Source organism: Mesorhizobium sp. M0058, from assembly GCF_040323095.1.
Taxonomy (GTDB): domain Bacteria; phylum Pseudomonadota; class Alphaproteobacteria; order Rhizobiales; family Rhizobiaceae; genus Mesorhizobium.
Genome location: NZ_JAMYUQ010000004.1, coordinates 187,569 through 213,083, shown reverse-complemented (window position 1 = coordinate 213,083; position 25,515 = coordinate 187,569). Strand labels below are relative to the sequence as shown.

The 25,515-nt window shown below is 63.5% G+C and carries 26 protein-coding genes; 20 read left to right on the top strand and 6 right to left on the bottom strand.

Features of this window, described 5'->3' with window-relative positions:
* Positions 1 to 124: 124 nt before the first annotated feature.
* From NKJ75_RS08545 to recO, 10 genes are all read left to right on the top strand, one after another.
* Entirely contained in the window at positions 125 to 2,356 is a 2,232-nt protein-coding gene (locus NKJ75_RS08545; protein ID WP_023670236.1) for a RelA/SpoT family protein, read from the top strand.
* A 95-nt stretch (positions 2,357 to 2,451) separates the two neighbouring features.
* Positions 2,452 to 3,030: an orotate phosphoribosyltransferase gene (gene pyrE, locus NKJ75_RS08540; RefSeq protein ID WP_023754778.1), complete on the top strand. Its 579-nt coding sequence runs from the start codon at positions 2,452 to 2,454 to the stop codon at positions 3,028 to 3,030.
* An 11-nt stretch (positions 3,031 to 3,041) separates the two neighbouring features.
* Positions 3,042 to 3,422 (top strand): VOC family protein, encoded by a 381-nt coding sequence (locus NKJ75_RS08535; protein ID WP_352499558.1) that lies wholly within the window; start codon positions 3,042 to 3,044, stop codon positions 3,420 to 3,422.
* Positions 3,423 to 3,696: 274 nt separating this feature from the next.
* Positions 3,697 to 4,281 (top strand): DUF2062 domain-containing protein, encoded by a 585-nt coding sequence (locus NKJ75_RS08530; protein ID WP_023709783.1) that lies wholly within the window; start codon positions 3,697 to 3,699, stop codon positions 4,279 to 4,281.
* Entirely contained in the window at positions 4,278 to 4,691 is a 414-nt protein-coding gene (acpS, locus tag NKJ75_RS08525; protein ID WP_023670240.1) for a holo-ACP synthase, read from the top strand. The genes NKJ75_RS08530 and acpS overlap by 4 nt, the downstream gene beginning before the upstream one ends.
* Positions 4,692 to 4,781: 90 nt before the next feature.
* A complete protein-coding gene (gene lepB, locus NKJ75_RS08520; protein ID WP_023670241.1) occupies positions 4,782 to 5,531 on the top strand; it encodes a signal peptidase I in 750 nt (249 codons plus the stop codon).
* The gene (rnc, locus tag NKJ75_RS08515; protein WP_023670242.1) at positions 5,531 to 6,247 is read left to right on the top strand and encodes a ribonuclease III; all 717 of its coding nucleotides are present in this window, start codon (positions 5,531 to 5,533) and stop codon (positions 6,245 to 6,247) included. Before lepB ends, rnc begins: the two co-directional genes overlap by 1 nt.
* Positions 6,244 to 7,170, top strand: a complete 927-nt coding sequence (gene era, locus NKJ75_RS08510; RefSeq protein ID WP_023747463.1) for a GTPase Era — start codon at positions 6,244 to 6,246, stop codon at positions 7,168 to 7,170. The genes rnc and era overlap by 4 nt, the downstream gene beginning before the upstream one ends.
* Before the next feature lie 44 nt (positions 7,171 to 7,214).
* Positions 7,215 to 8,108: an aminoglycoside phosphotransferase family protein gene (locus tag NKJ75_RS08505; protein ID WP_023835277.1), complete on the top strand. Its 894-nt coding sequence runs from the start codon at positions 7,215 to 7,217 to the stop codon at positions 8,106 to 8,108.
* A 102-nt stretch (positions 8,109 to 8,210) separates the two neighbouring features.
* The gene (gene recO / locus NKJ75_RS08500) at positions 8,211 to 9,002 is read left to right on the top strand and encodes a DNA repair protein RecO (protein ID WP_023692858.1); all 792 of its coding nucleotides are present in this window, start codon (positions 8,211 to 8,213) and stop codon (positions 9,000 to 9,002) included.
* A gap of 99 nt (positions 9,003 to 9,101) precedes the next feature.
* On the opposite strand, the gene NKJ75_RS08495 is transcribed toward recO, so the two are convergent.
* Positions 9,102 to 9,566, bottom strand: coding sequence for an NUDIX hydrolase (locus tag NKJ75_RS08495; RefSeq protein ID WP_023687287.1), 465 nt, complete (start codon positions 9,564 to 9,566; stop codon positions 9,102 to 9,104).
* 247 nt (positions 9,567 to 9,813) lie between these two features.
* Between NKJ75_RS08495 and NKJ75_RS08490 the strand changes: the two genes are divergently transcribed.
* The 8 genes from NKJ75_RS08490 to NKJ75_RS08455 all read left to right on the top strand — a co-directional run bounded on the left by NKJ75_RS08490 (position 9,814) and on the right by NKJ75_RS08455 (position 17,800).
* Positions 9,814 to 12,588 (top strand): DUF2339 domain-containing protein, encoded by a 2,775-nt coding sequence (locus tag NKJ75_RS08490; protein WP_023835276.1) that lies wholly within the window; start codon positions 9,814 to 9,816, stop codon positions 12,586 to 12,588.
* A 47-nt stretch (positions 12,589 to 12,635) separates the two neighbouring features.
* Positions 12,636 to 12,878 carry a type II toxin-antitoxin system VapB family antitoxin gene (locus tag NKJ75_RS08485; protein ID WP_023670248.1) on the top strand — a complete coding sequence of 81 codons (243 nt, stop codon included), beginning with the start codon at positions 12,636 to 12,638 and terminating at the stop codon, positions 12,876 to 12,878.
* A complete protein-coding gene (locus NKJ75_RS08480; RefSeq protein ID WP_023692861.1) occupies positions 12,878 to 13,294 on the top strand; it encodes a type II toxin-antitoxin system VapC family toxin in 417 nt (138 codons plus the stop codon). The genes NKJ75_RS08485 and NKJ75_RS08480 overlap by 1 nt, the downstream gene beginning before the upstream one ends.
* A gap of 162 nt (positions 13,295 to 13,456) precedes the next feature.
* Positions 13,457 to 13,975 (top strand): sigma-70 family RNA polymerase sigma factor, encoded by a 519-nt coding sequence (locus NKJ75_RS08475; RefSeq protein ID WP_023743769.1) that lies wholly within the window; start codon positions 13,457 to 13,459, stop codon positions 13,973 to 13,975.
* A complete protein-coding gene (locus tag NKJ75_RS08470; RefSeq protein ID WP_023687291.1) occupies positions 13,972 to 14,763 on the top strand; it encodes an anti-sigma factor family protein in 792 nt (263 codons plus the stop codon). Before NKJ75_RS08475 ends, NKJ75_RS08470 begins: the two co-directional genes overlap by 4 nt.
* Before the next feature lie 159 nt (positions 14,764 to 14,922).
* A complete protein-coding gene (locus NKJ75_RS08465) occupies positions 14,923 to 16,020 on the top strand; it encodes a peptidase C39 family protein (RefSeq protein WP_023692865.1) in 1,098 nt (365 codons plus the stop codon).
* Positions 16,021 to 16,025: 5 nt separating this feature from the next.
* Complete coding sequence (locus tag NKJ75_RS08460; protein WP_023692866.1) at positions 16,026 to 17,489, top strand: RimK family ATP-grasp domain-containing protein; 1,464 nt, start codon at positions 16,026 to 16,028, stop codon at positions 17,487 to 17,489.
* A 38-nt stretch (positions 17,490 to 17,527) separates the two neighbouring features.
* Positions 17,528 to 17,800 carry a DUF3303 domain-containing protein gene (locus tag NKJ75_RS08455; RefSeq protein ID WP_023670254.1) on the top strand — a complete coding sequence of 91 codons (273 nt, stop codon included), beginning with the start codon at positions 17,528 to 17,530 and terminating at the stop codon, positions 17,798 to 17,800.
* A gap of 13 nt (positions 17,801 to 17,813) precedes the next feature.
* Here the strand turns inward: NKJ75_RS08455 and NKJ75_RS08450 are convergent, their stop codons facing one another.
* The gene (locus tag NKJ75_RS08450) at positions 17,814 to 18,713 is read right to left on the bottom strand and encodes a LysR substrate-binding domain-containing protein (RefSeq protein WP_023743771.1); all 900 of its coding nucleotides are present in this window, start codon (positions 18,711 to 18,713) and stop codon (positions 17,814 to 17,816) included.
* Between the two features lie 87 nt (positions 18,714 to 18,800).
* Here NKJ75_RS08450 and NKJ75_RS08445 point away from each other — a divergent pair, with 87 nt between their 5' ends.
* Positions 18,801 to 19,718, top strand: coding sequence for a fatty acid desaturase family protein (locus tag NKJ75_RS08445; protein WP_023743772.1), 918 nt, complete (start codon positions 18,801 to 18,803; stop codon positions 19,716 to 19,718).
* Between the two features lie 12 nt (positions 19,719 to 19,730).
* Here NKJ75_RS08445 and NKJ75_RS08440 read toward each other — a convergent pair whose 3' ends face one another.
* Positions 19,731 to 20,897 carry an amidohydrolase gene (locus tag NKJ75_RS08440; RefSeq protein ID WP_023743773.1) on the bottom strand — a complete coding sequence of 389 codons (1,167 nt, stop codon included), beginning with the start codon at positions 20,895 to 20,897 and terminating at the stop codon, positions 19,731 to 19,733.
* A gap of 91 nt (positions 20,898 to 20,988) precedes the next feature.
* Here NKJ75_RS08440 and NKJ75_RS08435 point away from each other — a divergent pair, with 91 nt between their 5' ends.
* Positions 20,989 to 21,837, top strand: coding sequence for an AraC family transcriptional regulator (locus NKJ75_RS08435; RefSeq protein WP_031194164.1), 849 nt, complete (start codon positions 20,989 to 20,991; stop codon positions 21,835 to 21,837).
* Here the strand turns inward: NKJ75_RS08435 and NKJ75_RS08430 are convergent.
* From NKJ75_RS08430 to ygfZ, 3 genes are all read right to left on the bottom strand, one after another.
* The gene (locus tag NKJ75_RS08430) at positions 21,806 to 23,938 is read right to left on the bottom strand and encodes a putative bifunctional diguanylate cyclase/phosphodiesterase (protein ID WP_023743774.1); all 2,133 of its coding nucleotides are present in this window, start codon (positions 23,936 to 23,938) and stop codon (positions 21,806 to 21,808) included. The genes NKJ75_RS08435 and NKJ75_RS08430 overlap by 32 nt on opposite strands.
* A 67-nt stretch (positions 23,939 to 24,005) precedes the next feature.
* Positions 24,006 to 24,644 (bottom strand): HD domain-containing protein, encoded by a 639-nt coding sequence (locus tag NKJ75_RS08425; protein WP_023670260.1) that lies wholly within the window; start codon positions 24,642 to 24,644, stop codon positions 24,006 to 24,008.
* Positions 24,644 to 25,504 (bottom strand): CAF17-like 4Fe-4S cluster assembly/insertion protein YgfZ, encoded by an 861-nt coding sequence (gene ygfZ, locus NKJ75_RS08420; protein ID WP_023743775.1) that lies wholly within the window; start codon positions 25,502 to 25,504, stop codon positions 24,644 to 24,646. Before ygfZ ends, NKJ75_RS08425 begins: the two co-directional genes overlap by 1 nt.
* Positions 25,505 to 25,515: the final 11 nt, after the last annotated feature.

The window sequence follows — 25,515 nt, the reverse complement described above, 5'->3', positions numbered from 1 at the left end:
CTGCCCTGGACCTGCCGGGAATATGGTTCCGGCACTTCCGTCCCGTGTGTTTCGTGGCTATCTATGAGATGCGCCGTACATCAGTGCGGCGCATCAATCATTTCAGCACCGTGAGAACCCGCCCATGATGCGTCAGTATGAGCTTGTCGAGCGCGTTGCGCGCTACAAGCCTGACGTCAATGAGGCGTTGCTCAACAAGGCCTATGTCTACGCCATGCAGAAGCATGGCCACCAGAAGCGCGCTTCCGGCGATCCCTATTTCTCGCATCCGCTCGAAGTCGCCGCCATCCTCACCGAAATGCACATGGATGAGGCGACGATCGCTGTCGCCTTGCTGCACGACACGATCGAGGACACCACCGCGACGAGGGCCGAGATTGACGATCTGTTCGGCCCCGAAATGGGCAAGCTGGTCGAAGGCCTAACCAAGCTGAAGAAGCTCGATCTCGTCTCCAAGAAGGCCGAGCAGGCAGAAAACCTGCGCAAGCTGTTGCTGGCCATCTCGGAGGATGTCCGCGTTCTGCTGGTCAAGCTCGCCGACCGTTTGCACAACATGCGCACCCTCGACCACATGCCCGAGGCCAAGCGCCTGCGCATCGCCGAGGAGACGATGGACATCTACGCGCCGCTGGCCGGGCGCATGGGCATGCAAGGCATGCGTGAGGAACTGGAAGAGATCGCCTTCCGCTTCATCAATCCGGAAGCCTACCGCGCCGTCACCGCGCGGCTCGCCGAGATATTCGAGCGCAACAAGGGTGTACTGACCGACATTGAAAAGGCGCTGTCGGCGCTGTTCGAGAAGCATGCCATCAATGCCGGGGTGAAGAGCCGGCAGAAGAAGCCTTGGTCGGTGTTCCGCAAAATGGAGGCCAAGGCGCTGTCCTTCGAGCAGCTCTCGGACATCTTCGGCTTCCGCGTCGTCGTCGACAGCGTCGAAGACTGTTACCGCGCGCTCGGCGCCATCCACACCACATGGTCGATGGTGCCTGGCCGCTTCAAGGATTACATTTCTACGCCCAAGCAGAACGACTACCGTTCGATCCACACCACCATTGTCGGCCCGTCGCGCCAGCGCGTCGAACTGCAGATCCGCACCCGCGAGATGAACAAGATCGCCGAATATGGCGTCGCCGCCCATTCGATCTACAAGGACACCGGCGGCAAGACGAACGGCGCCGCCCATGCGATCTCGAAGGAGACCAACGCCTATGCCTGGCTGCGGCGCACCATCGAGCAACTGGCAGAAGGCGACAACCCGGAAGACTTCCTCGAAAATACCAAGCTGGAGCTGTTCCAGGACCAGGTATTCTGCTTCACGCCGAAAGGCATGCTGATTGCGCTGCCGCGCGGCGCCACGCCCATCGACTTCGCCTATGCCGTGCACACCGATGTCGGCGACACCTGCGTCGGTGCCAAGGTCAACGGCCGCATCATGCCGCTGATGACGGAACTGAAGAACGGCGACGAGGTCGAGATCATCCGCTCCAAGGCGCAAGTGCCGCCGGCGGCGTGGGAGTCGGTGGTGGTCACCGGCAAGGCGCGCTCAGCCATCCGCCGCGCCACCAAGAACGCCATTCGCAAGCAATATTCAGGTCTTGGTGCCCGCATTCTCGAGCGCGCCTTCGAACGCGCCGGCAAGACCTTCACCAAGGAAAGCCTGAAGCCGGTGCTGCACCGGCTGGCGCGCAAGGACATCGAGGATGTGCTGGCCTCGGTCGGGCGCGGCGAACTTGCCTCGACCGACGTCATGAAGGCCGTCTTCCCAGACTACAAGGACGAGCGCGTCACCGTCAGCGCCCCCAAGCAGCGCGAGGAGGGCTGGTCGAAGATCCGCAACGCCGCCGGCATGCTGTTCCAGATGCCCGGCACCCGAGCCGCGCGCAAGGACAAGGACCAGCCGCGCGATGGCGCGGTACCGATCCGCGGCGTGCGCGGCGACCTGCCGGTGCGTTTCGCGCCGGAAGGGGCCGTGCCTGGCGACCGCATCGTCGGCATTGTCCAGCCGGGCACCGGCATCACCATCTATCCCATCCAGTCGCCGGCGCTGCAGGCCTTCGACGACCAGCCGGAGCGCTGGATCGACGTGCGCTGGGACATTGACGAGCAGACCAAGGAGCGCTTTCCGGCGCGCGTCTCGGTCACCGCCATCAACGCGCCGGGCTCGCTCGCCGATATCGCCCAGGTCGTTGCCTCCAACGACGCCAACATTCATACGCTGTCGATGGTGCGCACCGCGCCCGACTTCACCGAAATGCTGATCGATCTCGAAGTCTGGGATCTGAAGCACCTCAACCGGCTGCTGTCGCAGCTCAAGGATAATTCGAGCGTCAGCGATGCGCGGCGTGTGAATGGGTGAATAGTGAATAGTGAATAGTGAATAGTGAAAGAAGGCGCTCTCACTACCATTCACCATTCACCATTTCACCATTCACCATGGACATGGGGCGAGTTATGAATACCGACGAGGTGCTGGGCATTTTCCGCGAGGCGGGCGCTGTTCTGGAGGGGCATTTCATCCTGACGTCCGGCCTGCGCAGCCCGGTCTTCTTGCAGAAGGCGCGCGTCTTCATGCATGCCGACAAGACCGAGCGGCTTTGCAAGGCGCTGGCCGAGAAGATTCAAAAGGCGGTGCCGGGCAAGATCGACTACGTCGTCGGCCCGGCGATCGGCGGCCTGATCCCGGCCTATGAGACGTCGCGCCATCTCGGTGTGCCTGCAATCTGGGTGGAGCGCGAAGGCGGCGAGTTCAGGCTGCGCCGCTTTGAGATCGCTGCCGGCTCGCGCGTCGTCATCGTCGAGGACATCGTCACCACTGGTCTTTCGATCCGCGAAACCATCGACTGCCTGCGCGCGATTGGCGCCGAGGTCGTGGCGGCGGCCTGCATCATCGACCGCTCGGCCGGCAAGACCAATGTCGGCGTGCCGCTGATCGCGCTTGCCGAATACGAGGTCCCGGCCTATCCCGCCGACCGCCTGCCGCCGGAACTTGCCGCCATTCCCGCCGTTAAGCCAGGAAGCCGCAACATCTAGGGGACATCACAATGATCGCCGGCATCGATCATTTCGTGCTGACGGTCCGCTCGGTGGAGGACAGCTGCGCCTTCTACCAGCGGGTGCTTGGCCTGAAGCGCCTCGACGAGCCGGAGCGGCCGACGGCGTTGCTGTTCGGATCGCAGAAGATCAATCTGCATCAGGCAACGCACACTTTTGAACCGAAAGCCAAGACGCCGATGCCTGGCTCCGGCGATTTCTGCCTGGTCGCCGCAAGGCCGCTTGCCGAGATTTGCGCCAGTCTCGAAGCCAATGGCGTTGCCATCGAAGTCGGCCCGGTCGAGCGCACCGACGCCCGCGGCACGATGATGTCGGTCTATTTCCGCGACCCGGACAGCAATTTGGTCGAAGTCAGCGAATATCGGGAATAGTCTATCCGCCTCGGCGTCGTCTTCCCGGGCAGGCCTGATCGTCGTCATGAAAGTCTCGCTTGGATGTTGTGTTGTCCTCAGTTTCGCCCCAATGGCGCTCTTGTTACCCGCCTGCGGCAGACCATCGCGGCGGCGTTTCATTGTTCCGCCGCAAGGCAGTCGCTATATCAAAGTCGTTGTTGCCTTTCTGCGCCCTCGAAGCGCAAGATGGAGCGACCGCGCCCGGCCAGGGATGGTTGCAATTTGGGCGTGACGAACCGGGAACTGGAACAGAGTGCTTTTTCGACGCCGAAAGCCTGATGGCATTCTGGAGCGGGTGCGTACCTATCTGTGGCCGCGCCGCTCGTTTTCGCGCTCGTTGCAATATTTCTCCAAGCGCATCCTGCGGCTGAAGGCGACACCGCATGCGGTCGCGGCCGGCGTCGCGGCCGGCGTTTTCGCCTCCTTCTTTCCGCTCGGCTTCCATTTCGCCGTCGCCGCCGTGCTCTGCTGGGTGGTCGCCGGCAATCTGGTGGCCGCCGCCCTCGGCGCGGTATTCTTCGGCAATCCGCTGACTTTCCCGCTGCTGTGGGGAGCGTCCTGGGAAGTCGGCAAGCTGATCCTGCATGAACGCCTGCCCAAGAACGGACCGCCTGCGCATCTTGGTGAGATGATGCACACGCTGTCGTTTGCAAAACTGTGGCATCCGGTGCTCGAGCCGATGCTGATCGGCGCTGTGCCGCTCGGCCTGATCTTCGGGCTGATCTTCTACGGTATCACCCGCTGGGGGATGACAGCCTTTCGCGAGCAGCGCAGGAAGCGCATGGCAGAGCGGGCGCATAAGGCCGAGCACCGCGGACGGGAAGTTCCGGCGGAATGATCATCGGCATCGGCAGCGACCTGATCGACATCAGACGCATCGAAAAGTCGCTGGAACGGCATGGTCAGCGCTTCATCCAGCGCATCTACACCGAGGTCGAACAGGTCCGCTCGGAAGGCCGCAAGGGCCGCGCAGCCTCCTATGCCAAGCGCTTCGCCGCCAAGGAGGCCTGCGCCAAGGCGCTTGGCACCGGCCTGGCGCAGGGCGTGTTCTGGCGCGACATGGGGGTCGCCAACCTGCCCAGCGGCGCGCCGACGATGGCGCTGACCGGGGGAGCGGCGGCACGGCTGGCCAAAATCCTGCCACAGGGGCACAGAGCGGCGATCCACCTCACAATCACCGATGATTTCCCGCTTGCTCAAGCCTTTGTGATCATCGAGGCGTTGCCCGCCGAACAAGCGCCACATTGATTGCATCAGACGACCGCTATCTAAAGCCGACTTGACGTTGCCCAGCGCGCGCCGAGACTCTATACCATCCAACGCACAATCGAGGACGACATGAGCGTGGCTGAAAAATCCGAGAAGAAATCCGGCGGGCTTGGCGAAATCGTCAGCGTCATCATCCAGGCTTTGCTGCTGGCGATGGTCATCCGCACCTTGCTGTTCCAGCCCTTCTCGATCCCGTCCGGCTCTATGCGGCCGACCTTGCTCGAAGGCGACTATCTGTTCGTCACCAAATGGTCCTATGGCTTCTCGCGTTATTCGCTGCCATTCGGCCCCGACATCTTTTCCGGCCGCATCTGGGGTTCCGATCCGAAGCGCGGCGACGTGGTGGTCTTCAAGTTCCCGCCGGATCCGTCGCTCGACTACATCAAGCGCGTCGTCGGCCTGCCCGGCGACAAGATCCAGATGAAGGACGGCCAATTGTTCATCAACGGCCAGGGCGTGCCTCGTGTGAAAACCGGCCAGATCCAAAATCCTGATATCACGGAAGTGCCTGAGCCGGTCGACGTCTATCGCGAGACCCTGCCCAACGGCGTCAGCTACGACACGCTCGACCTGACACCGAATTCGATCACCGACAACACCCGCGAGTTCGTCGTGCCCCCCGGCAACTATTTCATGATGGGCGACAACCGCGACAACTCCTCCGACAGCCGCCTCAGCGTCGGCTACGTGCCGGCGGAGAACCTTGTCGGCCGCGCCAACATCGTCTTCTTCTCGATCGCCGGGAAGGCGAGCCCGCTCGAGATCTGGAAATGGCCGTCGCTGGTGCGCCTGTCGCGCCTGTTCCATTTCGTGAATTGATGGCTTTGAAGCGCCCGACGGGTGAAACTCTGGCCGATTTGGTGACAGCCAAAACCGGCCATTCCTTCCGGGATGTCCGTTTGCTCGAGACCGCGCTGACCCATTCCAGTGCGGTCAAGGCAAGCAGCAACAACCAGCGCCTCGAATTCCTTGGCGACCGCGTGCTCGGCCTGATCGTTGCCGACCTGCTTTTCGAAAAGTTTCCTGAAGCGCCGGAAGGTGAAATCGCCCCGCGCTTCAATGCCCTGGTCGATGCGCGGACATGCTCCGAGATCGGCATTGAAATGCAGCTCGAAGATCTGGTTCGGGCCGACGCTGCCTTGAAGGCGCGCTCGCGTGGCTCGGGCGGAAACTATCTGGCGGATGCGGTCGAGGCGCTGATCGCGGCGGTCTATATCGACGGCGGCCTCGATGCCGCAAGGCAATTCGTCCTGCGCTACTGGGAGCCGCGCTCGCAAAAGGTGGTGGCCAAGCCGCCCAATCCGAAATCCGACCTGCAGGAATGGCTCGCCAAGACCAGCGATGTCAGGCCCGAATACGCGATCGAGAAACGCGAGGGACCTGAACATCAACCGGTTTTCACGGTGTCCGTGAAAGTCGGCGGGTTTGCGCCGGCAAGCGGCACGGGCGGCTCTCGCCGCGCAGCCGAAGAAGCGGCGGCATCGGCGTTTCTTATGCGCGAGGGCATCTGGGCCAACCAAGGGAGTGCGGCATGACCGGCAGCGAAGATCTCCCTCCGGCAGCGGAGCCCACGCATTCCGGCTTCGTTGCCCTGATTGGGGCGCCCAATGCCGGCAAGTCGACGCTGGTCAACCAACTGGTCGGCGCCAAGGTGTCGATCGTCACCCACAAGGTGCAGACCACCCGCGCCATCGTGCGCGGCATCGCCACGCATGACAACGCGCAGATCGTCTTTGTCGATACGCCCGGCATCTTCAAGCCGAAGCGCCGGCTCGACACCGCGATGGTGACCACCGCCTGGGGTGGCGCCAAGGACGCCGATATCGTGCTGCTGCTGATCGATGCCGAGCGCGGCATCAGGGGTGACGCCGACGCCATCCTCGAGCGGCTGAAGGACGTCCGCCAGCCGATGGTGCTGATCCTCAACAAGGTCGACCGGGTCAAGCACGAGGCGCTGCTGGCCCTGGCTGCGGCAGCAAACGAAAAGGTGCCGTTCAAGCGCACCTTCATGGTCTCGGCGCTGACCGGCTCCGGCTGCAAGGATTTGCTCGACTATCTCGCGCAAGCTCTGCCGGTCGGCCCCTGGTACTATCCGGAAGACCAGATCTCGGACCTGCCGATGCGCCAGCTGGCCGCCGAGATCACCCGCGAGAAGCTGTATCTGCGGCTGCATCAGGAGTTGCCCTATTCCTCGCATATCGAGACCGAGAAATGGGAAGAGAAACCGGACGGCTCGGTGCGCATCGACCAGACCATCTATGTCGAGCGCGACAGCCAGAAGAAGATCGTGCTCGGCCACAAGGGCGAGACCATCCGTGCCATCGGCCAGTCGGCGCGCATGGAAATAGCTGGCATTCTCGAGCAGAAAGTGCACCTGTTCTTGTTCGTCAAAGTGCGTGAAAACTGGGGCGACGACCCCGAGCGCTACCGCGAGATGGGGCTTGAGTTTCCCCATTGAGCTTCATCGTCTGGAAATGCCGCCCGGCAGTTTGAGACGATGACATGCCTGATCCAAAACCGACCATCCATACCGATCTCGTGCGCCGGTTGATCGCCGCGCAATTTCCGCAATGGCGGCATCTGCCGGTGAGGCCGGTGGCGTTTGGCGGCTGGGACAACCGAACCTTCCACCTCGGCAATGATATGACTGTGCGGCTGCCGAGTGCCGCACCATATGCCTTGCAGGTCGAAAAAGAGCACCGCTGGCTGCCCAGGCTGGCGCCGCTTCTGCCGCTGCCGATCCCGGTTCCACTGGCGATGGGCGAGCCTGGGGAGGACTACCCCTGGCAATGGTCCGTCTACCGCTGGATCGACGGCGAAACAGCCAAGACCGCCGAAATCGCCGATCGCCGACAGTTCGCGGTCGATCTGGCCAAGTTCCTCATTGCGCTCCGGCGGATCGATCCGGCGGGCGGGCCGCCCGCGGGCCAGCACAATTTCTTCCGCGGCGGATCGCCAAGCGTGTATGACAACCAGACAAGGGAAGCACTCCAGGCGCTGGAGGGGCAGATCGACACCCAGGCGGCCACCGCTGTCTGGTATGCGGCCCTTGCCGCCACCTGGCAAGGGTCGCCCGTCTGGTTCCACGGAGACGTCGCTTGGGGCAACCTTCTGGTCCAAAACGGCCGTTTGAGCGCCGTCATCGACTTCGGCACCTCCGGGATCGGCGATCCCTCTTGCGACCTGGCGATCGCCTGGACGTTCTTCCAGGGCGAGAGCCGGGAGGCGTTCCGTGCCGCCATCGACGTCGATGAAGCGACCTGGGCGCGCGGCCGCGGCTGGACGCTGTGGAAGGCGCTGATCACCGTTGCCGGACACGACGCCAACCAAGCCGAAGCCGAGCGATCGCGCCGCGTCATCGACGACGTCCTGGCCGATCACCGGAAATTCGCGTGATCGGAGCCTTTTGACGATGTGCGGAGATCCAATGTCAGCACAGATCGCACGCGGTGCGCCAAAATCTTGATTTCGCCATGCAACCGGTGACAAGCTCCTGCCATGGAATGGCGCGACGAGGGAATCATACTCGGCACCCGGAAGCATGGCGAAACCAGCGCCATTCTCGAGGTAATGACGCGTGCGCATGGCCGCCATCTCGGCCTGGTGCGCGGCGGGCGCTCGCGCAAGCAGCAGCCGGTGCTGCAGCCCGGCAACCGGGTCGACCTTTTGTGGCGGGCACGCCTCGACGAGCATCTCGGCACCTTCCAGGCCGAGGCGATCGAGATGAATGCCGCCCGGTTGATGGACAGCGCAGTCGCCGTCTACGGCCTGCAGACCATGGCCGCGCATCTCAGACTCCTGCCCGAGCGCGACGCCCATGGCGGCCTGTATGAGACGCTTGCCGTGATGATCGCCCATCTGGACGATTCGGATGCCGCCGGCGAACTGGTGGCGCGCTTCGAACTGCTCATCCTCGACGAACTCGGCTTCGGCCTCGATCTCAGCCAGTGCGCGGCGACCGGCGCCAGGCAGGATCTGGCCTATGTCTCGCCGAAATCCGGCCGTGCGGTGTCGCGAGCCGCCGGTGCGCCGTGGCGCGACAAGATGCTGGCGCTGCCGGCCTTCCTGCAGCGCGGCTCCGGCTTGCGGGCGGACCACGCGGCACTCGAGGACGCCTTCCATCTGACCGGTTTCTTTTTCACCCGCCATGTCTACGAGCCGCGCGGCATCGAACAGCCCGATGCCCGTGCCGGCTTCCTCGCCGCCTTGCGCAAGCATCATTCGGGCGGCAATGCCGCCACTACGGCAGACGCTGCGCCAGAAAGGGGAGGGAGACTCGGTGGGTGCTGACCTCCGCAACCGTCCAGGTTCACAGCAAAAGCTGCATGCGGCAGCATTCCCTCCCCCTTGTGGGGAGGGTTAGGGTGGGGTACTCGTAGGGCAAGAGCCTCAGCCGGCCTTGCGATGCTCCATGAAATCATCGAGGATGGCGCGCTGACCGCCGAGGATCTTGAGGCTGGCCTCCGCGAAGGAAAACCAGCCGGCCCTGTCGATTTCGGGAAATTCCCTCGTCACGCCTGACCTGGGCGGCCATTCCATCGTGAACATGTTGCTTTTAACGGCATCGGGATCGAAATCGGCTTCGACACTCCAGGCGATGACGATCTTGCCGCCGGCTTGCCGATAGCTGCCGACAGGCTCGAAATCACCCTCGATGCTGACTCCGAGTTCTTCCCCAGCCTCGCGCCGGGCGGCGGCCAACTCATCTTCATTGTCCTCGACGAGGCCCTTGGGGATCGACCAAGCGCCTTCATCCTTCCTTGCCCAGAACGGGCCGCCGGGATGGACGAGCAGAAATTCGAGAATGCCGGCCCTTGTCCGGTGGATCAGCAGCCCTGCACTTCGTTTCGGCATTCGATTTCCCCACAGTTCATCCGAGGATAGCATGGCTCCTGGGCAAGTGGCGGCGGCATGCCATTCCTGGCTATCTCAGATGATGGGTGAGGATAAAGACCGTAGGCCGCTGGAATTTGCCGACGAAACATGCTCGATAACTTCTTTTCGGCCACCATTGCGGTGGCGTGACTTGAATAGCCGTCTGGGGTGGCCGTGTGGCCGCCGCAATTGTCAGTGAAAACTGGCCTGGTTTGGGGGAACCGCGATGTTTGAAAGCCTGATTGGCGCCGTCGTCGTTATCGTGCTTTTTGTCCTCGTCTTGCGCCAGCAGGGCCGCGTCAGTCTGATCGAGCGCGAGCTCGGAGCGCTGCGCAGCCTGGTTCTGTCCGGCGTGCATGCGACACCGCCCGTTGCCAAACCGGTCGAGCAGGCTGCAAGCGCACCGGCGGATGCCGCTCAGGCCACCGCACCAGTTGCCGACATAGCTTCGCCAACAACAGCCGACGCGGCACATGCCCAGGCACCGGCCGCCGAAGCCGATGCGGCCACCAGCGAGGCCGTGCCAGAACTGTCGGCCGCGGCCAGGGCGGCATTCACCGGATCCGCGCCTGCCGCCACGGCGAAGGCAGCCCGCCAGTCAGAGGTCGAAACGGCGCTCGGCACCCGTTGGGCGGTCTGGGTCGGCGGCGTCGCGCTGGCCCTGGGCGGCCTGTTCCTGATCCGCTACACCATCGAGGCCGGCATTTTCGGCCCTGAAGTGCGGCTGTCCCTGGCGGCGCTGCTCGGCCTGGTGCTGATCGGCGGCGGCGAGTTCATCCGCCGCACCGGCTTCAAGGTGCCGGTGCAAGGGGCTGCAGGCGCCTATATTCCGGCGATCCTGACGGCTGCCGGCGCCTTCATCCTGTTCGGTACGGTCTATGCCGCGCATGCCATTTACGGTTTCGTCGGGCCGGCCTTCGCCTTCACCGTGCTCGGCGCCATCGGCGTGGCGACCATTGTCGCCGCCCTCGTCCACGGCCAGGCCCTGGCCGGCATCGGTCTCGTCGGCTCGATGGCGACGCCGGCGCTTGTGTCCTCGCAGGCGCCCAACCCATGGGCGCTGTTCGTCTACCTGGCGATCGTGCTTGCCGCCACAGCCGTGATCGCCCGCATTCGCGACTGGAAATTCCTGATTGCGGCGGCCTTCTTCGGCACCGGCGCCTGGACCATCGTCTACATGATGAGCACGCTAGTCGCCGACCTTGCCGTCATCCTGTTCATCGACGCGGTGACGCTGGCGGTGCTTGCCTTTGTCTGGCTGGGCACACGTGACAGCGAAGCGGAGACGGCGAAGACCGGCTTCGACTGGCCCTCTATCGTGCCAGGCGTTTTCGTTGCGTTTTCAGCGCTAGGCCTGTCCGTCGACACGACGCTGGTCGCCGCCGGTGGCGCCTTGCCGGGCGCCTTCGTCCTCGTCGCCCTTGTCGCCACCGCACTCTACCGGCCGCGCGCGCTGCCGCTGCTGCATGCCGCCGGCGTGGTGAGCGTGATGATCCATCTCGGCATCATTCCGCCCACCACCATCGGCTCCGACATAACCCAGGGGAATATCGGCTTTGACGGCATGCCGGTGGCGGCCGGAAATCCGTTGACGCTGCGCATCGGCATTGCCCTCGGCCTGGTTTTCATCGGCGCCGGCTTCTGGGCCGCACGCCGCTTCGCCGCCTCAGCACGGGTCCGCGCGGCATGCTGGGCGGCATGGGGCGTCGCTGCGCCGCTCCTTATTCTGCTGACGCTGTGGCTCGCCTACGGCAATCTCGACCGCGACCTTGTCTACGCAGCGATAGCTGCCCTTCTGGTTGTTGTCTTCGCTGCCGGTGGCGAATGGATCGCGCGCGCCGAACAGCCGCCGCTCAAGGGCGACATTGCCGTCTCCTTCGCGCTTTGCGGCTCGGCTCTGGCCGGCCTGCTGATGCTGCACATGGCCTTCGGATCCGGCTGGACGACCATTCTTGCCGGCGTTGCCGCCATCGTGCCGGCGCTGGCGACGCGTTGGCGTTCTTATCCCGTGCTGGGCTGGATTTCGGTCGGCGCGGTCGTCGCCGTGCTCGGCCGCGTCGCCTTCGATCCGACCATCGTCGGCGCCGAGTTCCTGACGACGACGCCGGTGTTCAACTGGCTGCTGCCGGGATACGGCGTGCCGGCGCTGGCCTTCGGCTTTGCCGCCTGGCAACTCGCGCGTACCACCCCCGCACTACCAACAACTGGCAATGGCCGGCCGCGCCTAGCGATGGAGGCGGGTGCAGCCCTGTTTGCGCTGCTCACCGTCGCCATGCTGGTGCGCCACGCCATGCATGGCGGCGTCATCGACACCGGCCCGGTGACGCTCGCCGAACAGGCGATCTATACGCTGATCGCCATCGGTGCCGGCGCGATACTGGTGGCCATCGACATGCGCTCGCCAAGCTCTCTGCTGCGCTACGGCTCGATGGCCGCCGGCGTGCTCTCGGTCGCCTTCATCGTCCTCCAGCATTTCCTGGTGCTCAATCCGCTGTTCACCGACGAATCGACCGGCCAGATCCCGGTGTTCAACCTCTTGTTCCTGGCTTACCTGTTGCCGGCCATAGCCGCCGGCGGGCTGGCGCTCTATGCCAGGGACAAGCGGCCGCCATGGTATGCGCAGATGCTGGCGGTAGTGGCGGCATTGCTTGTCTTCGCCTACGCCACACTGTCGGTCAGGCGCGTGTTCAAGGGCGAGTTCATCGGCCTGTGGAGCGGCCTCGGGCAGCTTGAGACCTACACCTATTCGGCGCTCTGGCTGATCATCGGCGTCGTGCTGCTGACCGCCGGCGTCTGGCTGAAGTCGCAGGTGCTGCGCATTGCCTCGGCGGCGCTGATCGCGATTGCCGTGGTAAAAGTCTTCCTGTTCGACATGTCGGAACTGGAAGGCGTGCTCAGGGCGCTGTCCTTCATCGGTCTTGGCGCCGTGCTGATCGGCATCGGCCTGTTCTACCAGCGGCTGCTGACGCGGGCGGCGAGGGAGGCCAACGCTGCAACTTGAAGTGATATACGAGATGGAATATATGAATATCCAACGGAGGATATTCGATGCCGCTCTATATCCGCGACGACGAAGTGGATGCGCTGGCCAGCAGATTGCAACGCGAGACGAACGCTCCGAGCAAAACGGAGGCGGTGCGGGTCGCGCTCGTACACGAACTTGAGCGCAATCGGGCGAAGGTGCCGCTGCGCGATCGGATCGCCAGTCTTCAGGACAGGGCCAGGAAGCTTGGCCTGCCCAATCCCGATTTCGATATGAAGAAGTTCACCGACGAGATGTGGGAAGACTGATGTTTGTCGACGCGTCGGTGATCGTCGCCATTCTCAACCAGGAACCTGGGTGGGAGGAATTGCTGAAGCAGCTATCCGGTTTTTCCGGGCAGGTCTGGGTTTCTCCGTTGGTTCACTTCGAAGCAACACAGGCATTGGCAAGGGCCGGCGCCGGCCCGCGCAGACCCAGCGCTGAAGCCCTTCTCCATGCCCGCGATCTGATCGATGAGTTCATTGTGGAGATCATGGGAGAGAGTCTGGCCATTGACGACAACATCGGCTCTCGGGCCATTGACGCGAGCGCCCGTTACGGCAAAGCCGTTGGCCACAAGGCGGATCTGAATCTCGGGGACTGTTTTGCTTACGCCTGCGCGAAAAGCCGCGATCTTCCACTGCTGTACAAAGGCCATGATTTCGCACTGACCGATTTAGGATAATTCGGCCCTTTTGTTGATTGCGGGGAATAATTTAGCCGATCAACTCGTTATCTCACTGCTTGGGTTACCGGGGCGGCAGACCGCTTCGCGCTGGCCGCTTGCGCCGCGCCGGGAAGGCGCGTTCAATCGGGTTAAACAAGGGCGACCTCAGAACCAGCGGTCATGGACGAAAAGAAGGCAGCAATCCTTGGCGAAATACCGCGCCTGCGCCGCTACGCACGCTCGCTTCTGCGCGACCGCGAATCCGCTGACGATCTCGTCCAGGATTGCCTCGAACGAGCGCTCTTGCGGCTTGAAAGCTGGCAGACGGGAGAAAGCCCCCGGAGGTGGCTGTTTACGATCATGCATCATTTGTTCATCGATCAGATGCGCAAGGTGAACCGGCGCGGTGAGGCAGCGATCCTGCCGCTTGACGCAAACGAGGCGCAGGCAGTCCCCGCCGAACAGGCGGAGAACGCCGCCTCGCGCGAGATCATCGACGCATTGCACGCGATCAGCCCCGACCGTCGCGCCGCTCTCGTCATGGTCGCCATCGAAGGGTTTTCCTATGCCGAAGCCGCCAACATTCTCGGCGTGCCCGCCGGCACGCTGATGTCGCGCATAGCGCGCGGACGCGAGGAGCTGCGCAGCCTGCTCGATGACACGGCGCGCCGCCGCTCGATAAGGATCGTCGAGAAATGACCCGCCGCGATTTTTCCGAACGCGATATCCACATGGCTCTCGACGGCGAGCTGCCGGGCGACGAGCGCGCCGCCTACGACGCCTGGATCGACGCCAATCCCGAAATGAAGGCGAAAAGCGCCCGCTACACCGCCGACCGCGCCGCGTTGCGCGCCGCCTTTGCCGGTGTGCTCGACGAGCCCGTGCCGGTGCTGTTCAAGCAGATCGTTAGCGGTGAAGGCGCGACCAAAGCGGCGGCGCGGCAGTCGCGCTGGTGGCTTGCGGCCGCGGCGGCCGCAGTGCTCGTCATCGGCGGTCTTGGCGGCTATTTTGCCGGCATCGACGGCATCGGCAGGGAAGATGGCGCCGATGACCAACTGGCCGAAGAGGCGATCGCCGCCCATGTCATCTATGCCGCCGAACAGCGCCATGCGGTGGAAGTGCCGGCAAGCGACAAGGATCACCTGCAGACCTGGCTGTCCAACCGCGTCGGCCTGAAACTGGTGGCGCCGGATCTGGTGGCGGAAGGCTTCCAGCTGGTTGGCGGCCGGCTGCTGCCCGCCGGCCAGGGCAAGGCAGCGATGCTGCTTTACGAGGACGCCAAGGGTCAGCGCATCTCCTTGTTCGTTACCGCTGATTCCTCAGCCAAGTCCAAGGGCACCTACATGGCGGACGCCGACGGCCCCGAGGCGGTCTACTGGCTGGACAAGGGCTATGCCTGCGCCGTCGTCGGCTCGCTGCCGCGCGAGCAACTGGCTGCGGTCGCCAAGCGGGCCTACGGTCAGCTTCTGGCTGGTATCGCCAGTTAAGCGCATTCCGTTTCGGGAATGCGCCGGGGTAGAAAGTGTCACAATTCGGCCCTATTCGAAGTGCGATAGCGCTTGATGGATATCGGCGTTTCGGCTGATGTTTGCGACGTTTTTGACTGCGGTCTTTTCCTCCACCCAATCGAGGTTTTCCAAACCCGCATGCCTGCCGAGATTCGCAAGGCCCGCGCGTCCGACGTCGATGACCTCGCCGCCATCGAGAAGGCGGTCTTTTCCAGTGACCGCATTTCCCGGCGCTCCTTCCGCTTGTTGATCGAACGCGAGACAGCCGAGATGCTGGTCGCCGAAAGCGATGGTCGTGTCGCCGGCTACGCCATCGTGCTGTTTCGCAAGGGCAGCGGCGTCGCCCGGCTCTATTCGCTTGCCACCAGCCCGTTTTTCAGCGGCCGCGGCATTGGCCGCATGCTGCTTGCAGCGGCCGAAGAAGCTGCCTTCGAGCACGACCGCATGATGTTGCGTCTCGAAGTGCGCGAGGACAATCTTCGCGCCATTGGCATCTATGAGCAGAGCGGCTACCGCAAGATCGGTCGCGAGCCTCACTATTACGAGGATGGCGCCACCGCGCTGCGCTACGAAAAGACCTTGCGCGGCGATATTCCGGTCGCCACCAAAGTCCCATTCTACCAGCAGACCTGCGAGTTCACCTGCGGTCCATGCTGCCTGATGATGGCGATGGCCAATTTCGATTCCGGCTTCGTGCCCGATCCGGTCATGGAAATCCGCCTATGGCGCGAGGCAACGACCGTGTTCATGATGTCCGGCCCAGGCGGCTGCGAGCCCTTCGGCCTTGCGGTTTCCGGCTACGAAAGCGGGCTTGCGGCGGAAATCTTCGTGTCCTTCTATGGCGCGCTGTTCTTGCAATCGGTGCGCAGCGACGACAAGCGCCGGGTGATGGAACTTGCCCAGGTGGACTTTCGCCGCCGCGCGGAACTTTACGGCATCCCGGTGAATTACCGTCCATTCACCATCGACGATATCCGCGGCGCCCTGGCTCAGGGAAAACTGGTGCTGGTGCTGATCAGCGGCTTCCTGATGTTCGGCAAGAAGGTGCCGCATTGGGTGCTGGCTATCGGCGACGATGGCGACCACATCCTGATCCACGATCCCTGGGTCGAGGACGAAAGACAGGAGACCATCCTCGATGCCGCCAACATTCCCGTGCCGCACGGCATCTTCATGAACATGGCGCAATTCGGCCGCGACGGACTGCGTGCTGCCATCACTCTTGGGAAACGCTGATAACAATGACCTGGGTCATCCTCACCGGCCGTCAGAACGATCTCGACCCGGCGGCGACGCCGCACAAGATCATCACCAACCGTGACTATCTTGCGCATCCGGCGCTGTTTCGCGGCCAGCAGCCGAAGGTCATCAACCTGTCGAACAATTACGCCTACCAGAGCCGCGGCTATTATGCCTCTCTGCTCGCCGGTTCGCGCGGCCACAAGGTCATCCCGACGGTCGAGACGATGATCGACCTGTCCGAGCGCAAGCTCTACGAGCACGCGCTGCCGGAACTGGAGCTGGCGCTCAACAAATGTCGCAAGGATCTCGGTGGCGTATTCCCGCAAAAAATCTGCATCTTCTTCGGCATCGGACCGTCGAAGGTCTGGGACCGCTTCGCCAAGCTGTTGTTCGACTGGTTCCGCGCTCCGGCGCTTGAGGTTCACATCAAGGACAGCGCCGAATGGGCTTCGATCCGCAAGATCGGCTTCCTGCCGCTGGCCAGGATGGCCGAGGAGGAAGAAGCCCTCTTCGTGCAGGCGCTCGAGACGTACACCAACCGCGAGTGGCGCGACACCAAGGGCCGCACGCCGGCACGCTACACCTTCGCCACGCTGGTCGATCCGCATGAGGAACTGCCGCCGTCGGAGATTTCCTCGCTGCGTTACTGGGCCAAGATCGCCGAAAAGATGGGCGTCGAAATCGAGCCGATCACCAGGAAGGACCTGGCCAAGCTCGCCAATTACGACGCGCTGTTCATCCGCGAGACCACCTCGATCTCAAACCACACCTACCGCTTCGCGCGCCGCGCCCAGCAGGAAGGCATGCCGGTGATAGACGACCCGCTGTCGATGATCCGCTGCACCAACAAAGTCTATCTCAACGAACTGATGGCCTACAACAAGGTGCCGGTGCCGCCGACGGTGATGATAGCCGGCACCTCGGACCTCGAACTGGCGGCGCAGACGCTGGGCTTTCCGCTGGTGCTGAAGATCCCGGATTCATCGTTCTCGCGCGGCGTCAAGAAATGCGGCAACTTCGAAGAACTGAAGACGCTCGCCACCGAGTGGCTGGAGGATTCCGATCTCCTGATCGCGCAGAAATTCATCCCGACCGAATATGACTGGCGCGTCGGCGTGCTCGGCGGGCAGCCGCTGTTTGCCGTGCATTATCTGATGGCGAAAAAACACTGGCAGATCGTCAACCACAAGGCCAGCGGCAAGCCCGACCAGGGCGGCATCAAGACCTTCACGCTGAAAGAGACGCCGCCGCATGTCGTCGACACCGCGGTGAAGGCGGCGCGCTGCATCGGCGACGGGCTTTACGGCGTCGATCTCAAGGAAACCAAGGATGGCGTCTTCGTCATCGAGGTCAACGACAACCCGAACCTCGACCATGGCTGGGAGGATTCCGGCGAAAAGGACGAAGTCTGGGTGCGGCTGACGCAATGGTTCCTGGAGCGGCTGGACCGTCCCGGGCGTTAGTTTGCCGTCCCGGGCGGCAATTCAACCGAGGGGGAAAAATGCAGTTCATCGTCATCGAGGATTTCACCGGCTGCGACCGCAAGGAGATCTACCGCCGTTTCGGCGAGCGCGGCAGATTGAAGCCGGACGCGCTCGTCGTGCACCACTCCTGGATCGCGGCTGATATGAGCCGCTGCTTCCTGCTGGTCGAGGCCGATGACGTCACGCTGCTGCAGCGCTGGGTCATCGAATGGTCTGACCTGGTGGAGTTCGAGATCATTCCCGTGGCGACGAACAAGGACATGGTCGCCGCACTGGCCGGCCATCTCTGAGCAGCTCGGGCCATCAGCCGAGCACCGGCGAACCCACCGACCGCCGGCATTCCTCAATCAGCCAATTGCGAAACGCCGCCACCAGGTCGCGCCTTGCACTGCGTTCCGGGATCGTCAGGCAATATGGCTGACGCAGCGCGATCGATAGGGCATTAGCCCGGACCAAACGGCCCTCTTCCAGCGCCCAGGCGCAATAAATGCCTTGCGCCAGCGCCGCGCCCAGCCCTGAAATGGCAAGGTCGAGCGCTGCCCGCGACGAGTTCGCCGACAGTCCGCGCTGCACTGCGCGGCCGGGCTCTATGCCCGCCGCCTCGAACCAGGTGCGCCAAGACGGAAACGACGCGCCGGTCGGTCCCCAGTCGGTGTGAATCAGTGGCAGGCCGGCGAGGCTGTCGGTTTTGGCGGTGAGTTCTGGCGCGCAGACGGGGTAGACGGCGTCCCTGACGATCTCCTCGCTCGGGTGTTCACGATAGTGCGGGCCGAAGGACAGCCGGATGTCGATCAGTTCGCGGTCGAACGGCACCGGATCGTCATCGCCGCGCAGGGATATGTCGACGGCGCCGTGGCTGGCGACAAAGCCGGCGAGGCGTTCGGAAAGCCAGCCCATCGCCATGGACGGCGGCACCGATACGACAAGCCGCGGGCGGAAGGCATCGCTGCCACGCGCGATGCTGCCGATCTCCCGAAAAGCCAGGGTCAGCCGGGGCAGCATCTCGACGCCGGCTTCCGTCAGCACCACGCGGCGGTTGACGCGATGGAACAGTTTTCGACCCATCTGCTCCTCGACGGTGCGAATGAGCTGGCTGACCGCAGCCGCCGAGATCGAGAGCTCATCCGCCGCTGCGGCGAAACTCCCCGAGCGCGCCGCCGCCTCGAAGGCTTGAAGTCCTCTCAGGGAAGGAAGCGCGGTCATTGGGTGATCCGATAGGTAAGGTCAGCTTATCTGTGTCGCAGAAATCCTCGTCTTTCGAAAGCTTTCTTATTCGAGTAGCTTGGCGCCATGACCGTATCGGCCCAGTTTGAACCCAGAGACCATCGCGACGTCATCGCGTTCCTGACCAATGAGCAGCGCAGCCGCCTGACCGGCAAGTCGGACGGGCCGGGTCTGGTCCAACTCGCCTTCCATCTCGGCGCGATTGTGGCTATCGGCGGGCTGATTGCGGCCAAGGTGTCGTACTGGCCGCTGTTGATGTTGCCGCAAGGCATTCTTATCGTCTTCCTGTTCACGCTGCTGCATGAGACGGTGCACAGGACGGCGTTCGAGACGCAGTGGCTCAACGATGCCGCCGCAAGGGTCTGCAGCCTGGCGATCGCGCTGCCCGCCGACTGGTTTCGCTATTTCCACTTCGCCCATCACCGTTTCACCCAGGATCCCGAGAACGATCCGGAACTCGCCTTCCCGAAACCGGAGACGATGCGGCAATACATCGTCCACGTCTCGGGCCTGCCGGTGTGGTGGGGGCATTTGCAGACACTCTACACCAACGCGATTGGAGGCTGCCACGACAGCTACGTGCCGCCGAAAGGCCTGCCCAAGGTGCGCACTGAAGCCCGCGCCATGATCGCTTTCTATGTCGTGGTCGCCGCGCTAGCCCTGTGGTTCGAGGCAAGTGTACTGCTCTATGTCTGGATCGTGCCGGCGCTGCTCGGCCAGCCCTTCCTCAGGCTCTATCTGCTGGCCGAGCATGGCCGCTGCCCGCTTGTCGCCAACATGCTGGAAAACACCCGCACCACGCTGACCAACTGGCTGGTGCGCAAAGTCGCCTGGAACATGCCGTATCACGCCGAGCACCACGCCAATCCCGGCGTGCCCTTCCATCAGCTGCCGGCCTTCCACCAGCTGATCGAGCGCCATCTCAAAGTCGTCGAACCCGGCTATGTCAGCTTCCACGAGAAATACGTCGAGACCTTGCGCTGAGGCGCTCGGCCGTCAGCGTAGCGTCTGCTCAGCGAGCGTGACGAAATAGCGGAGCACGGTGGGGACGATGGCGTCGTTGAAGACATAGCGATCGCCGTGCAGCCCTTCGCCCAGTCTGACCGCTCCTGCGCCGACCCAGGCATAGCAGCCGCCGGCTTCGCGGACCATGTAGGCAAAATCCTCGCAGCCGAGGCTCGGGTTGAATGCGGTCTCGACCTGCTCGCGGCCGACAACCGCGGTTGCCGCCTGGACGGCCCGGTCAGTGGCAGCCGACGTGTTGACCAGCGGCGGGTAGCCTTTCTTGTAGGCGAGCTTGGCGGTGAGTGCATGCGCCGAGGCAATGCCTTGCGCGATGTCGCCGATCAGCCTTTCGCAATGGTCCGACAAAGTTGGCTCGAAGAAGCGGCAGGTTCCCTGCAGCCAGACCTTGCCCGGCACGATGTTGCCGACATTGCCGCCATGGATCTGGGTGATCGAAACGACCAGCGCCATTTGCGGGTCGACCGAACGGCTGACGATGCGCTGCACGGCTTGAACGAAGGCGCCGGCCGCGAGCACGGGATCGTCGCCTAGCTGCGGCATGGCGGCATGCGCGCCGGTCCCCTCAAAGTTCAGTTCGAAAGTGTCGACGGCCGCCATCATCGACCCGGCACGGGCCGCGATCTTTCCGAGCGGCAGCCCCGGCCAGTTGTGGACGGCGTAGACGGCTTCCACGGGGAAGCGCTCGAACAGTCCGTCCTCGATCATCCGCATGGCGCCGCCTTCATTTTCTTCCGCCGGCTGGAAGATGAAACAGACGGTGCCGTCGAAGGCTCTGTTGTCGGCGAGCAGCTTGGCGGCGCCGAGCAGCATCGCGATGTGCCCGTCGTGGCCGCAGGCATGCATCACGCCGTCTTTCTTCGACGCATATGGCAATCCTGTCTTCTCCAGCACGGGCAAGGCATCGAGTTCAGCCCGAAGCCCGATGGCGCGCACGCCTGGTCGTCCTCTGAGGACGCCAACCACGCCGGTGCCGCCTTTGCCTTCATGAACCTCGTCGAGCCCGAAGGTGCGCAGCTTGTCGGCGACGAAGCGCGCGGTCTCATACTCTTGGAAACCGAGTTCGGGGTTGGCGTGGATGTGACGCCGCCATTCCACCACCTGCGGGGTGAGGGCGGCGATGGGGTCGTTGTGCAGCATTGCGCTCTCCTTGCCGGCTATCGTAAATTCGGCCTTGTCGATGCCAGCACGTAAAGGATTTGCGCCGGCAGCGTCTTGAACAGGATTGACCGTGTCTGGAATTCAACAGCCTCAGGAGACGACGCAGTTCTGGCGTCATCCGCGCTTTCGCGATCTTGGCATGCTCAAGGCGCGCTTCACGCGGCATCGCTACCAGCTGCACACGCACCCGACCTATGTCGTCGCCCTGATCACGCAAGGGTGCGAGCGGGTCCGCATCGGCAACGAGACTGTCCTCGCGCGGTCGGGCACGGTTCTGCTCGTCAATCCGGAGATATGGCATGACGGCGAGGCGGGTGCCGACCAGGGTTGGGCTTACCGCACCTTCTATCCGTCGGCCTCGCTCATGGGTGCGATCGCGGACGAACTCGGGCAGGATCGCCCGCCGTTGTTTTCGCAAGCGATCGTCGATGATGCCGATCTCGTCCAGGCAGTAGGCGTCGCGCACTTGGCTTCGACATCGGGTGATGCCACGAGCGCCGAAACATCCATGCTGATCGCCTTGCGCAAGCTCATCCTGCGCCATGGCGATTGGGGCGGCCGGCGGCGCGAGGCGGTCGAAAGCTTCGGATCGAAAAGCCGGCTCCGGGTCTATGAACAGGTCATCGAAGACCATCTGAACTCGGACCTCGATTTGCAGCGGCTCGCTGAAGCCGCAGGCGTGACGCGCTTTCAAGTTATCCGCGATTTCAGGAAAGTGCTGGGTCTCACCCCTGCTGCCTTCATCCGTGACCGCAGGCTGCGCCGTGCCGATCTGCTGATCCGGCAAGGTTCAGATCTCGCCGGTGCCGCCTTTGCGGCCGGCTTCTCCGACCAAAGCCATCTCTCGCGCACCTTCCGCGCCGCGCATGGAATGACGCCGGGGATGTTCAGGCGCGCCGGGACGCTGCCCTCGTCTTGAGAAGTCGAGCCATGTCGGCGGCCTTTGACGGCATGCCGATCAGAAAGCCCTGCACCTCGACGCAGCCAGCCTTGCGCAATATGTCGAGCTGCGCTTCGGTCTCGACGCCTTCGGCGGTGACGGTGATGCCAAGTTCGGCACCAAGCCCGATGATCGTGCGCACGATCGCCGCCGTGTCCTTGTTGTCGATATCGTGGATGAAGGAGCGGTCGATCTTGATCTTGTCGACGGGAAAACGCCTGAGATAGCCGAGCGACGAATAGCCGGTGCCGAAATCGTCGAGCGCGATGCGGATACCGAGTTCGCGCAGCTGCCTCAGCGTCTTCAGCACCGTCTCGCTCTCATCCATCAGCACGGTCTCGGTGATTTCCAGTTCGAGCCGGCTGGCCGGCACGCCGGAAACGGCCAGCGCCGAAATCACGCTGCGGGCAAAGTCGGCGCTTCTGATCTGCACTGCCGAGACATTGACGGCGATGCGCATTCCAGGCGGCCAGCCGGCGGCCACGCTGCAGGCCTGTTTCAGCGCCCATTCGCCCAGCGGAACGATCAGCCCGCTGTCTTCGGCGGCTGCGATGAAATCGTCGGGCGCCACCAGGCCGCGCGTCGGTGAATTCCACCGCATCAACGCTTCGGCGCCGACGATCTTGCCCGACGCGATGTTGGTGATCGGCTGGAACTCCAGCACGAACTCCCGCCGCTTCAGTGCCGTCTCGAGATCGGTTTCGAGCGCCAGGCGCGCCCGCACCAAGGCATCCATGCCGGGCTCGAAAAAGCGGTAAACGTTGCGGCCTTCGCTCTTGCCGCTGTAAAGCGCCATGTCGGCGTTCTTCAAAAGCGTGTCGGCGTCCTTGCCGTCACCGGGATACAGCGCGATGCCAAGGCTGATGCCGACATGCATCTCGCGGCCCTTGTCGCGAAACGGCTGGCTGACGACAGCGACGATGCGTTTTGCCAGTTGTTCCGCATCGGTGGAGCCTTTGGGATTGAACTGCAGGATGGCGAACTCGTCGCCACCGAGGCGGGCGACCATATCGGTGTCGCTGCGCAGGCTGTGCCGCAACCGCTCAGCCACGCATTTCAGCAGCCAGTCGCCGGCAGGGTGTCCCCAGGTGTCGTTGACGGCCTTGAAGCGATCGAGGTCGAGCGAGAAGATCGCCAACGGTGTATCGCCGGCCATCGCCTGGTCGAGCCGTTCGCGAAACATCGAGCGGTTGGGCAGGTCGGTCAGCGTGTCGTAATGGGCAAGGTGGCTCATGCGCTCTTCGGCGCGCCGGCGCTCGGTGATGTCTTCGAAGGTCGCCACCCAGCCGCCACCGGTAAGCGGCCGGCGCGCAACCAGCAGCGTTCGGCCATCGGCAAGGCTGCGGTCGGTCGAACGCTCCTCACCGGCCTGCAGGCTGGCTCTGGTGTTGGCGATCTCGCCGTCGATGTCCATTGACGGATAGATGCGCAGTTGCACCATCTGTTCGAGCAGGGCGCGCTGGCTCATGCCGAGCGGGAAGTCGTCAGGCGTGACCTTGTAGAGGTCGAGGAAGCGCTGGTTGCGCACGATCAGCGTGCCTTCGGCGTCGTACATCAATAGGCCTTGCGACATGTTGGCGAGCGCCGCATCGAAGCGGCGGTGCTGCTCCTTCAGTTCCTGCTCGGCCCGCCTTTGCTCCGTAATGTCCTCATAGATCGACACCCAGCCGCCTGAGGCCAGCGGCCGGTGCGTGATGGAAACGATGCGTCCGTCCGACAGTATTTCTTCGTAGGTCGAGGCTTGCGCGCGCTCGATATAGGGCTTGCGGATGGCATACAGGTCTTCGGCGCTCTGTGAGGCGACACCGATGTCGACGCTGTGCTTTAGAATGTCCAGGAACGCGATGCCGGGCCGCACGATCTTCGCGTCGAGGGAGAAGATGCTGATATAGTTGCCGTTGCAGATGATCATCCGCTCGTCGGCGTCGAACATGCACAGCCCGTGCGACATATTCTCGACGGCCGCCGAAAAGCGCTCGTTCTGGTGGCGCAGTTCGTCGGCGATCTGCCGTGGCGCGGCGACGCCTCCGGCTCCCCGTCTGCGGACGGGCGAACCACCCTTGACGTGCGCAACGGACATGAGGCGTGCCTGCTGACCGTGATCGAAACCCGGTACTGTGGTTACCGCTGGTTAATTTAGCGTATGTTCACTGCGCCGAATGCACGGCAACCGTTGCCTGGCGTTGCTTTTCAAGCGTTGCGTAGCGTTTGAGGAAGGCAGCTTGCGCCGAGGTCACCGAGTGCGGCTTAAAGTCGAAGCGGTCGGCATTGAACCCGCGCGGCCGGCCGAAGAACTCGGTTGCTTCTGCGGTCGAGAAACCGGCAAGCAGCGTCGCCTCGTAATAGGCGGCGATCTGGTCGGCGCGCTTGATCTCCTTGCGCAAGCCGACGCCGAGTTCGGGCGGCAGCGAAAAGCGCTGATGGATGGCGCGCTGGAGACGCAGCTCACACTCCTTGTAGGAGCCGCCCATTACCGATTTGAACGGCGAGATCATGTCGCCGATGACATATTCCGGCGCGTCATGCAGCAGTGCTGCCAACTGAGCGTTGGCCGAGGCGTCCGGCTGCAACTCGCTGAACAGCGCCTCGACCAGCAGGGAATGCTGGGCGACCGAAAAGGCGTGATCGCCGCGGGTCTGCCCGTTCCAGCGGGCAACGCGGGCAAGCCCGTGGGCGATGTCTGAGATTTCGATGTCGAGCGGCGAGGGATCGAGCAGGTCGAGCCGCCGCCCCGACAGCATGCGCTGCCACGCGCGCGGTGGCGCTCCGACGCGATCGGCAGCCATCAGGCGTCCTCCGCGCCGATGGCTTCCCTGGGAAAGCTGAACTTCGCCCAGGACGGGATGGCGAGCGAGACGGTGACATCACCGGCCAGTACCGGCTGGCCAGCGTCGAGCGCCGCCTTGACCCGGTCGATGCGGGCAATGGCGAGTCCGGCCGTGCCCGCGCTGGAACCGAGCGTGCCGACCGGCCGCCCCGCAACCGTCAGCTCCGTGCCGGGCGCGGGTAAGGCGCGGTCGGCCGAAACGATCAGCACGCGGCGCCTGGCGGTGCCGCGATGCTGCATGCGCGAGACCACTTCCTGGCCGACATAGCAGCCTTTCTTGAAGCCGACGCCGCCGGTCTCGTCGAGCAGCACGTCGTGAGGGAAGGCATCGCCGAGCTGATAATCGGAACCGCTTTCGGCAATGCCGTTGGCGATGCGGAGCGCCTGCCACGCAGCCGGGTCGCCACCTACGGATGCGCCGCCATAGGAGCGGCTCACAGCCACCTCGCGGAAGCGGGCATCGGCAAGTACCGTTGAATCAGACTGTGAAGCGCTTGAATCATCGCCCCACCCAACCGTCACAAGCACTTGATCCTGCCTGGCAATCTCGGCCTTGGCGCGCAGCTTGTAAAGCATCAGCCGGCGCAGGAAATCGTCTGCGATGTCGGCACGGCAATCCAGCCGGAATGCGTTCTCGCCGCTACGCGAGATCAGGAAATCGAACAGGATCTTGCCTTGCGGCGAAAGCAGCGCACCTGGCTTTGCCGCGTCGACGGCCAGCGTGTCGAGGTCGGTGGTGAGGATATTCTGCAAAAAATGCTCGGCATCCGGGCCTGACACGGAAATGAGGGCGCGGTCTTTGAACAGGGCAAAAGGCATGGGCGGCAAAG

Coding starts and splice junctions, on each gene's coding strand:
- NKJ75_RS08440 (WP_023743773.1), bottom strand. CDS start 20,897: ATGCTGCACAACGACCCCATCGCCGCCCTCACCCCGCAGGTGGTGGAA.
- NKJ75_RS08475 (WP_023743769.1), top strand. CDS start 13,457: ATGGACGAAAAGAAGGCAGCAATCCTTGGCGAAATACCGCGCCTGCGC.
- NKJ75_RS08485 (WP_023670248.1), top strand. CDS start 12,636: ATGCCGCTCTATATCCGCGACGACGAAGTGGATGCGCTGGCCAGCAGA.
- rnc (WP_023670242.1), top strand. CDS start 5,531: ATGGCTTTGAAGCGCCCGACGGGTGAAACTCTGGCCGATTTGGTGACA.
- NKJ75_RS08505 (WP_023835277.1), top strand. CDS start 7,215: ATGCCTGATCCAAAACCGACCATCCATACCGATCTCGTGCGCCGGTTG.
- NKJ75_RS08490 (WP_023835276.1), top strand. CDS start 9,814: ATGTTTGAAAGCCTGATTGGCGCCGTCGTCGTTATCGTGCTTTTTGTC.
- acpS (WP_023670240.1), top strand. CDS start 4,278: ATGATCATCGGCATCGGCAGCGACCTGATCGACATCAGACGCATCGAA.
- recO (WP_023692858.1), top strand. CDS start 8,211: ATGGAATGGCGCGACGAGGGAATCATACTCGGCACCCGGAAGCATGGC.
- NKJ75_RS08455 (WP_023670254.1), top strand. CDS start 17,528: ATGCAGTTCATCGTCATCGAGGATTTCACCGGCTGCGACCGCAAGGAG.
- lepB (WP_023670241.1), top strand. CDS start 4,782: ATGAGCGTGGCTGAAAAATCCGAGAAGAAATCCGGCGGGCTTGGCGAA.
- NKJ75_RS08495 (WP_023687287.1), bottom strand. CDS start 9,566: ATGCCGAAACGAAGTGCAGGGCTGCTGATCCACCGGACAAGGGCCGGC.
- ygfZ (WP_023743775.1), bottom strand. CDS start 25,504: ATGCCTTTTGCCCTGTTCAAAGACCGCGCCCTCATTTCCGTGTCAGGC.
- pyrE (WP_023754778.1), top strand. CDS start 2,452: ATGAATACCGACGAGGTGCTGGGCATTTTCCGCGAGGCGGGCGCTGTT.
- NKJ75_RS08425 (WP_023670260.1), bottom strand. CDS start 24,644: ATGGCTGCCGATCGCGTCGGAGCGCCACCGCGCGCGTGGCAGCGCATG.
- NKJ75_RS08465 (WP_023692865.1), top strand. CDS start 14,923: ATGCCTGCCGAGATTCGCAAGGCCCGCGCGTCCGACGTCGATGACCTC.
- NKJ75_RS08445 (WP_023743772.1), top strand. CDS start 18,801: ATGACCGTATCGGCCCAGTTTGAACCCAGAGACCATCGCGACGTCATC.
- NKJ75_RS08460 (WP_023692866.1), top strand. CDS start 16,026: ATGACCTGGGTCATCCTCACCGGCCGTCAGAACGATCTCGACCCGGCG.
- NKJ75_RS08450 (WP_023743771.1), bottom strand. CDS start 18,713: ATGACCGCGCTTCCTTCCCTGAGAGGACTTCAAGCCTTCGAGGCGGCG.
- NKJ75_RS08535 (WP_352499558.1), top strand. CDS start 3,042: ATGATCGCCGGCATCGATCATTTCGTGCTGACGGTCCGCTCGGTGGAG.
- NKJ75_RS08430 (WP_023743774.1), bottom strand. CDS start 23,938: ATGTCCGTTGCGCACGTCAAGGGTGGTTCGCCCGTCCGCAGACGGGGA.
- era (WP_023747463.1), top strand. CDS start 6,244: ATGACCGGCAGCGAAGATCTCCCTCCGGCAGCGGAGCCCACGCATTCC.
- NKJ75_RS08480 (WP_023692861.1), top strand. CDS start 12,878: ATGTTTGTCGACGCGTCGGTGATCGTCGCCATTCTCAACCAGGAACCT.
- NKJ75_RS08470 (WP_023687291.1), top strand. CDS start 13,972: ATGACCCGCCGCGATTTTTCCGAACGCGATATCCACATGGCTCTCGAC.
- NKJ75_RS08545 (WP_023670236.1), top strand. CDS start 125: ATGATGCGTCAGTATGAGCTTGTCGAGCGCGTTGCGCGCTACAAGCCT.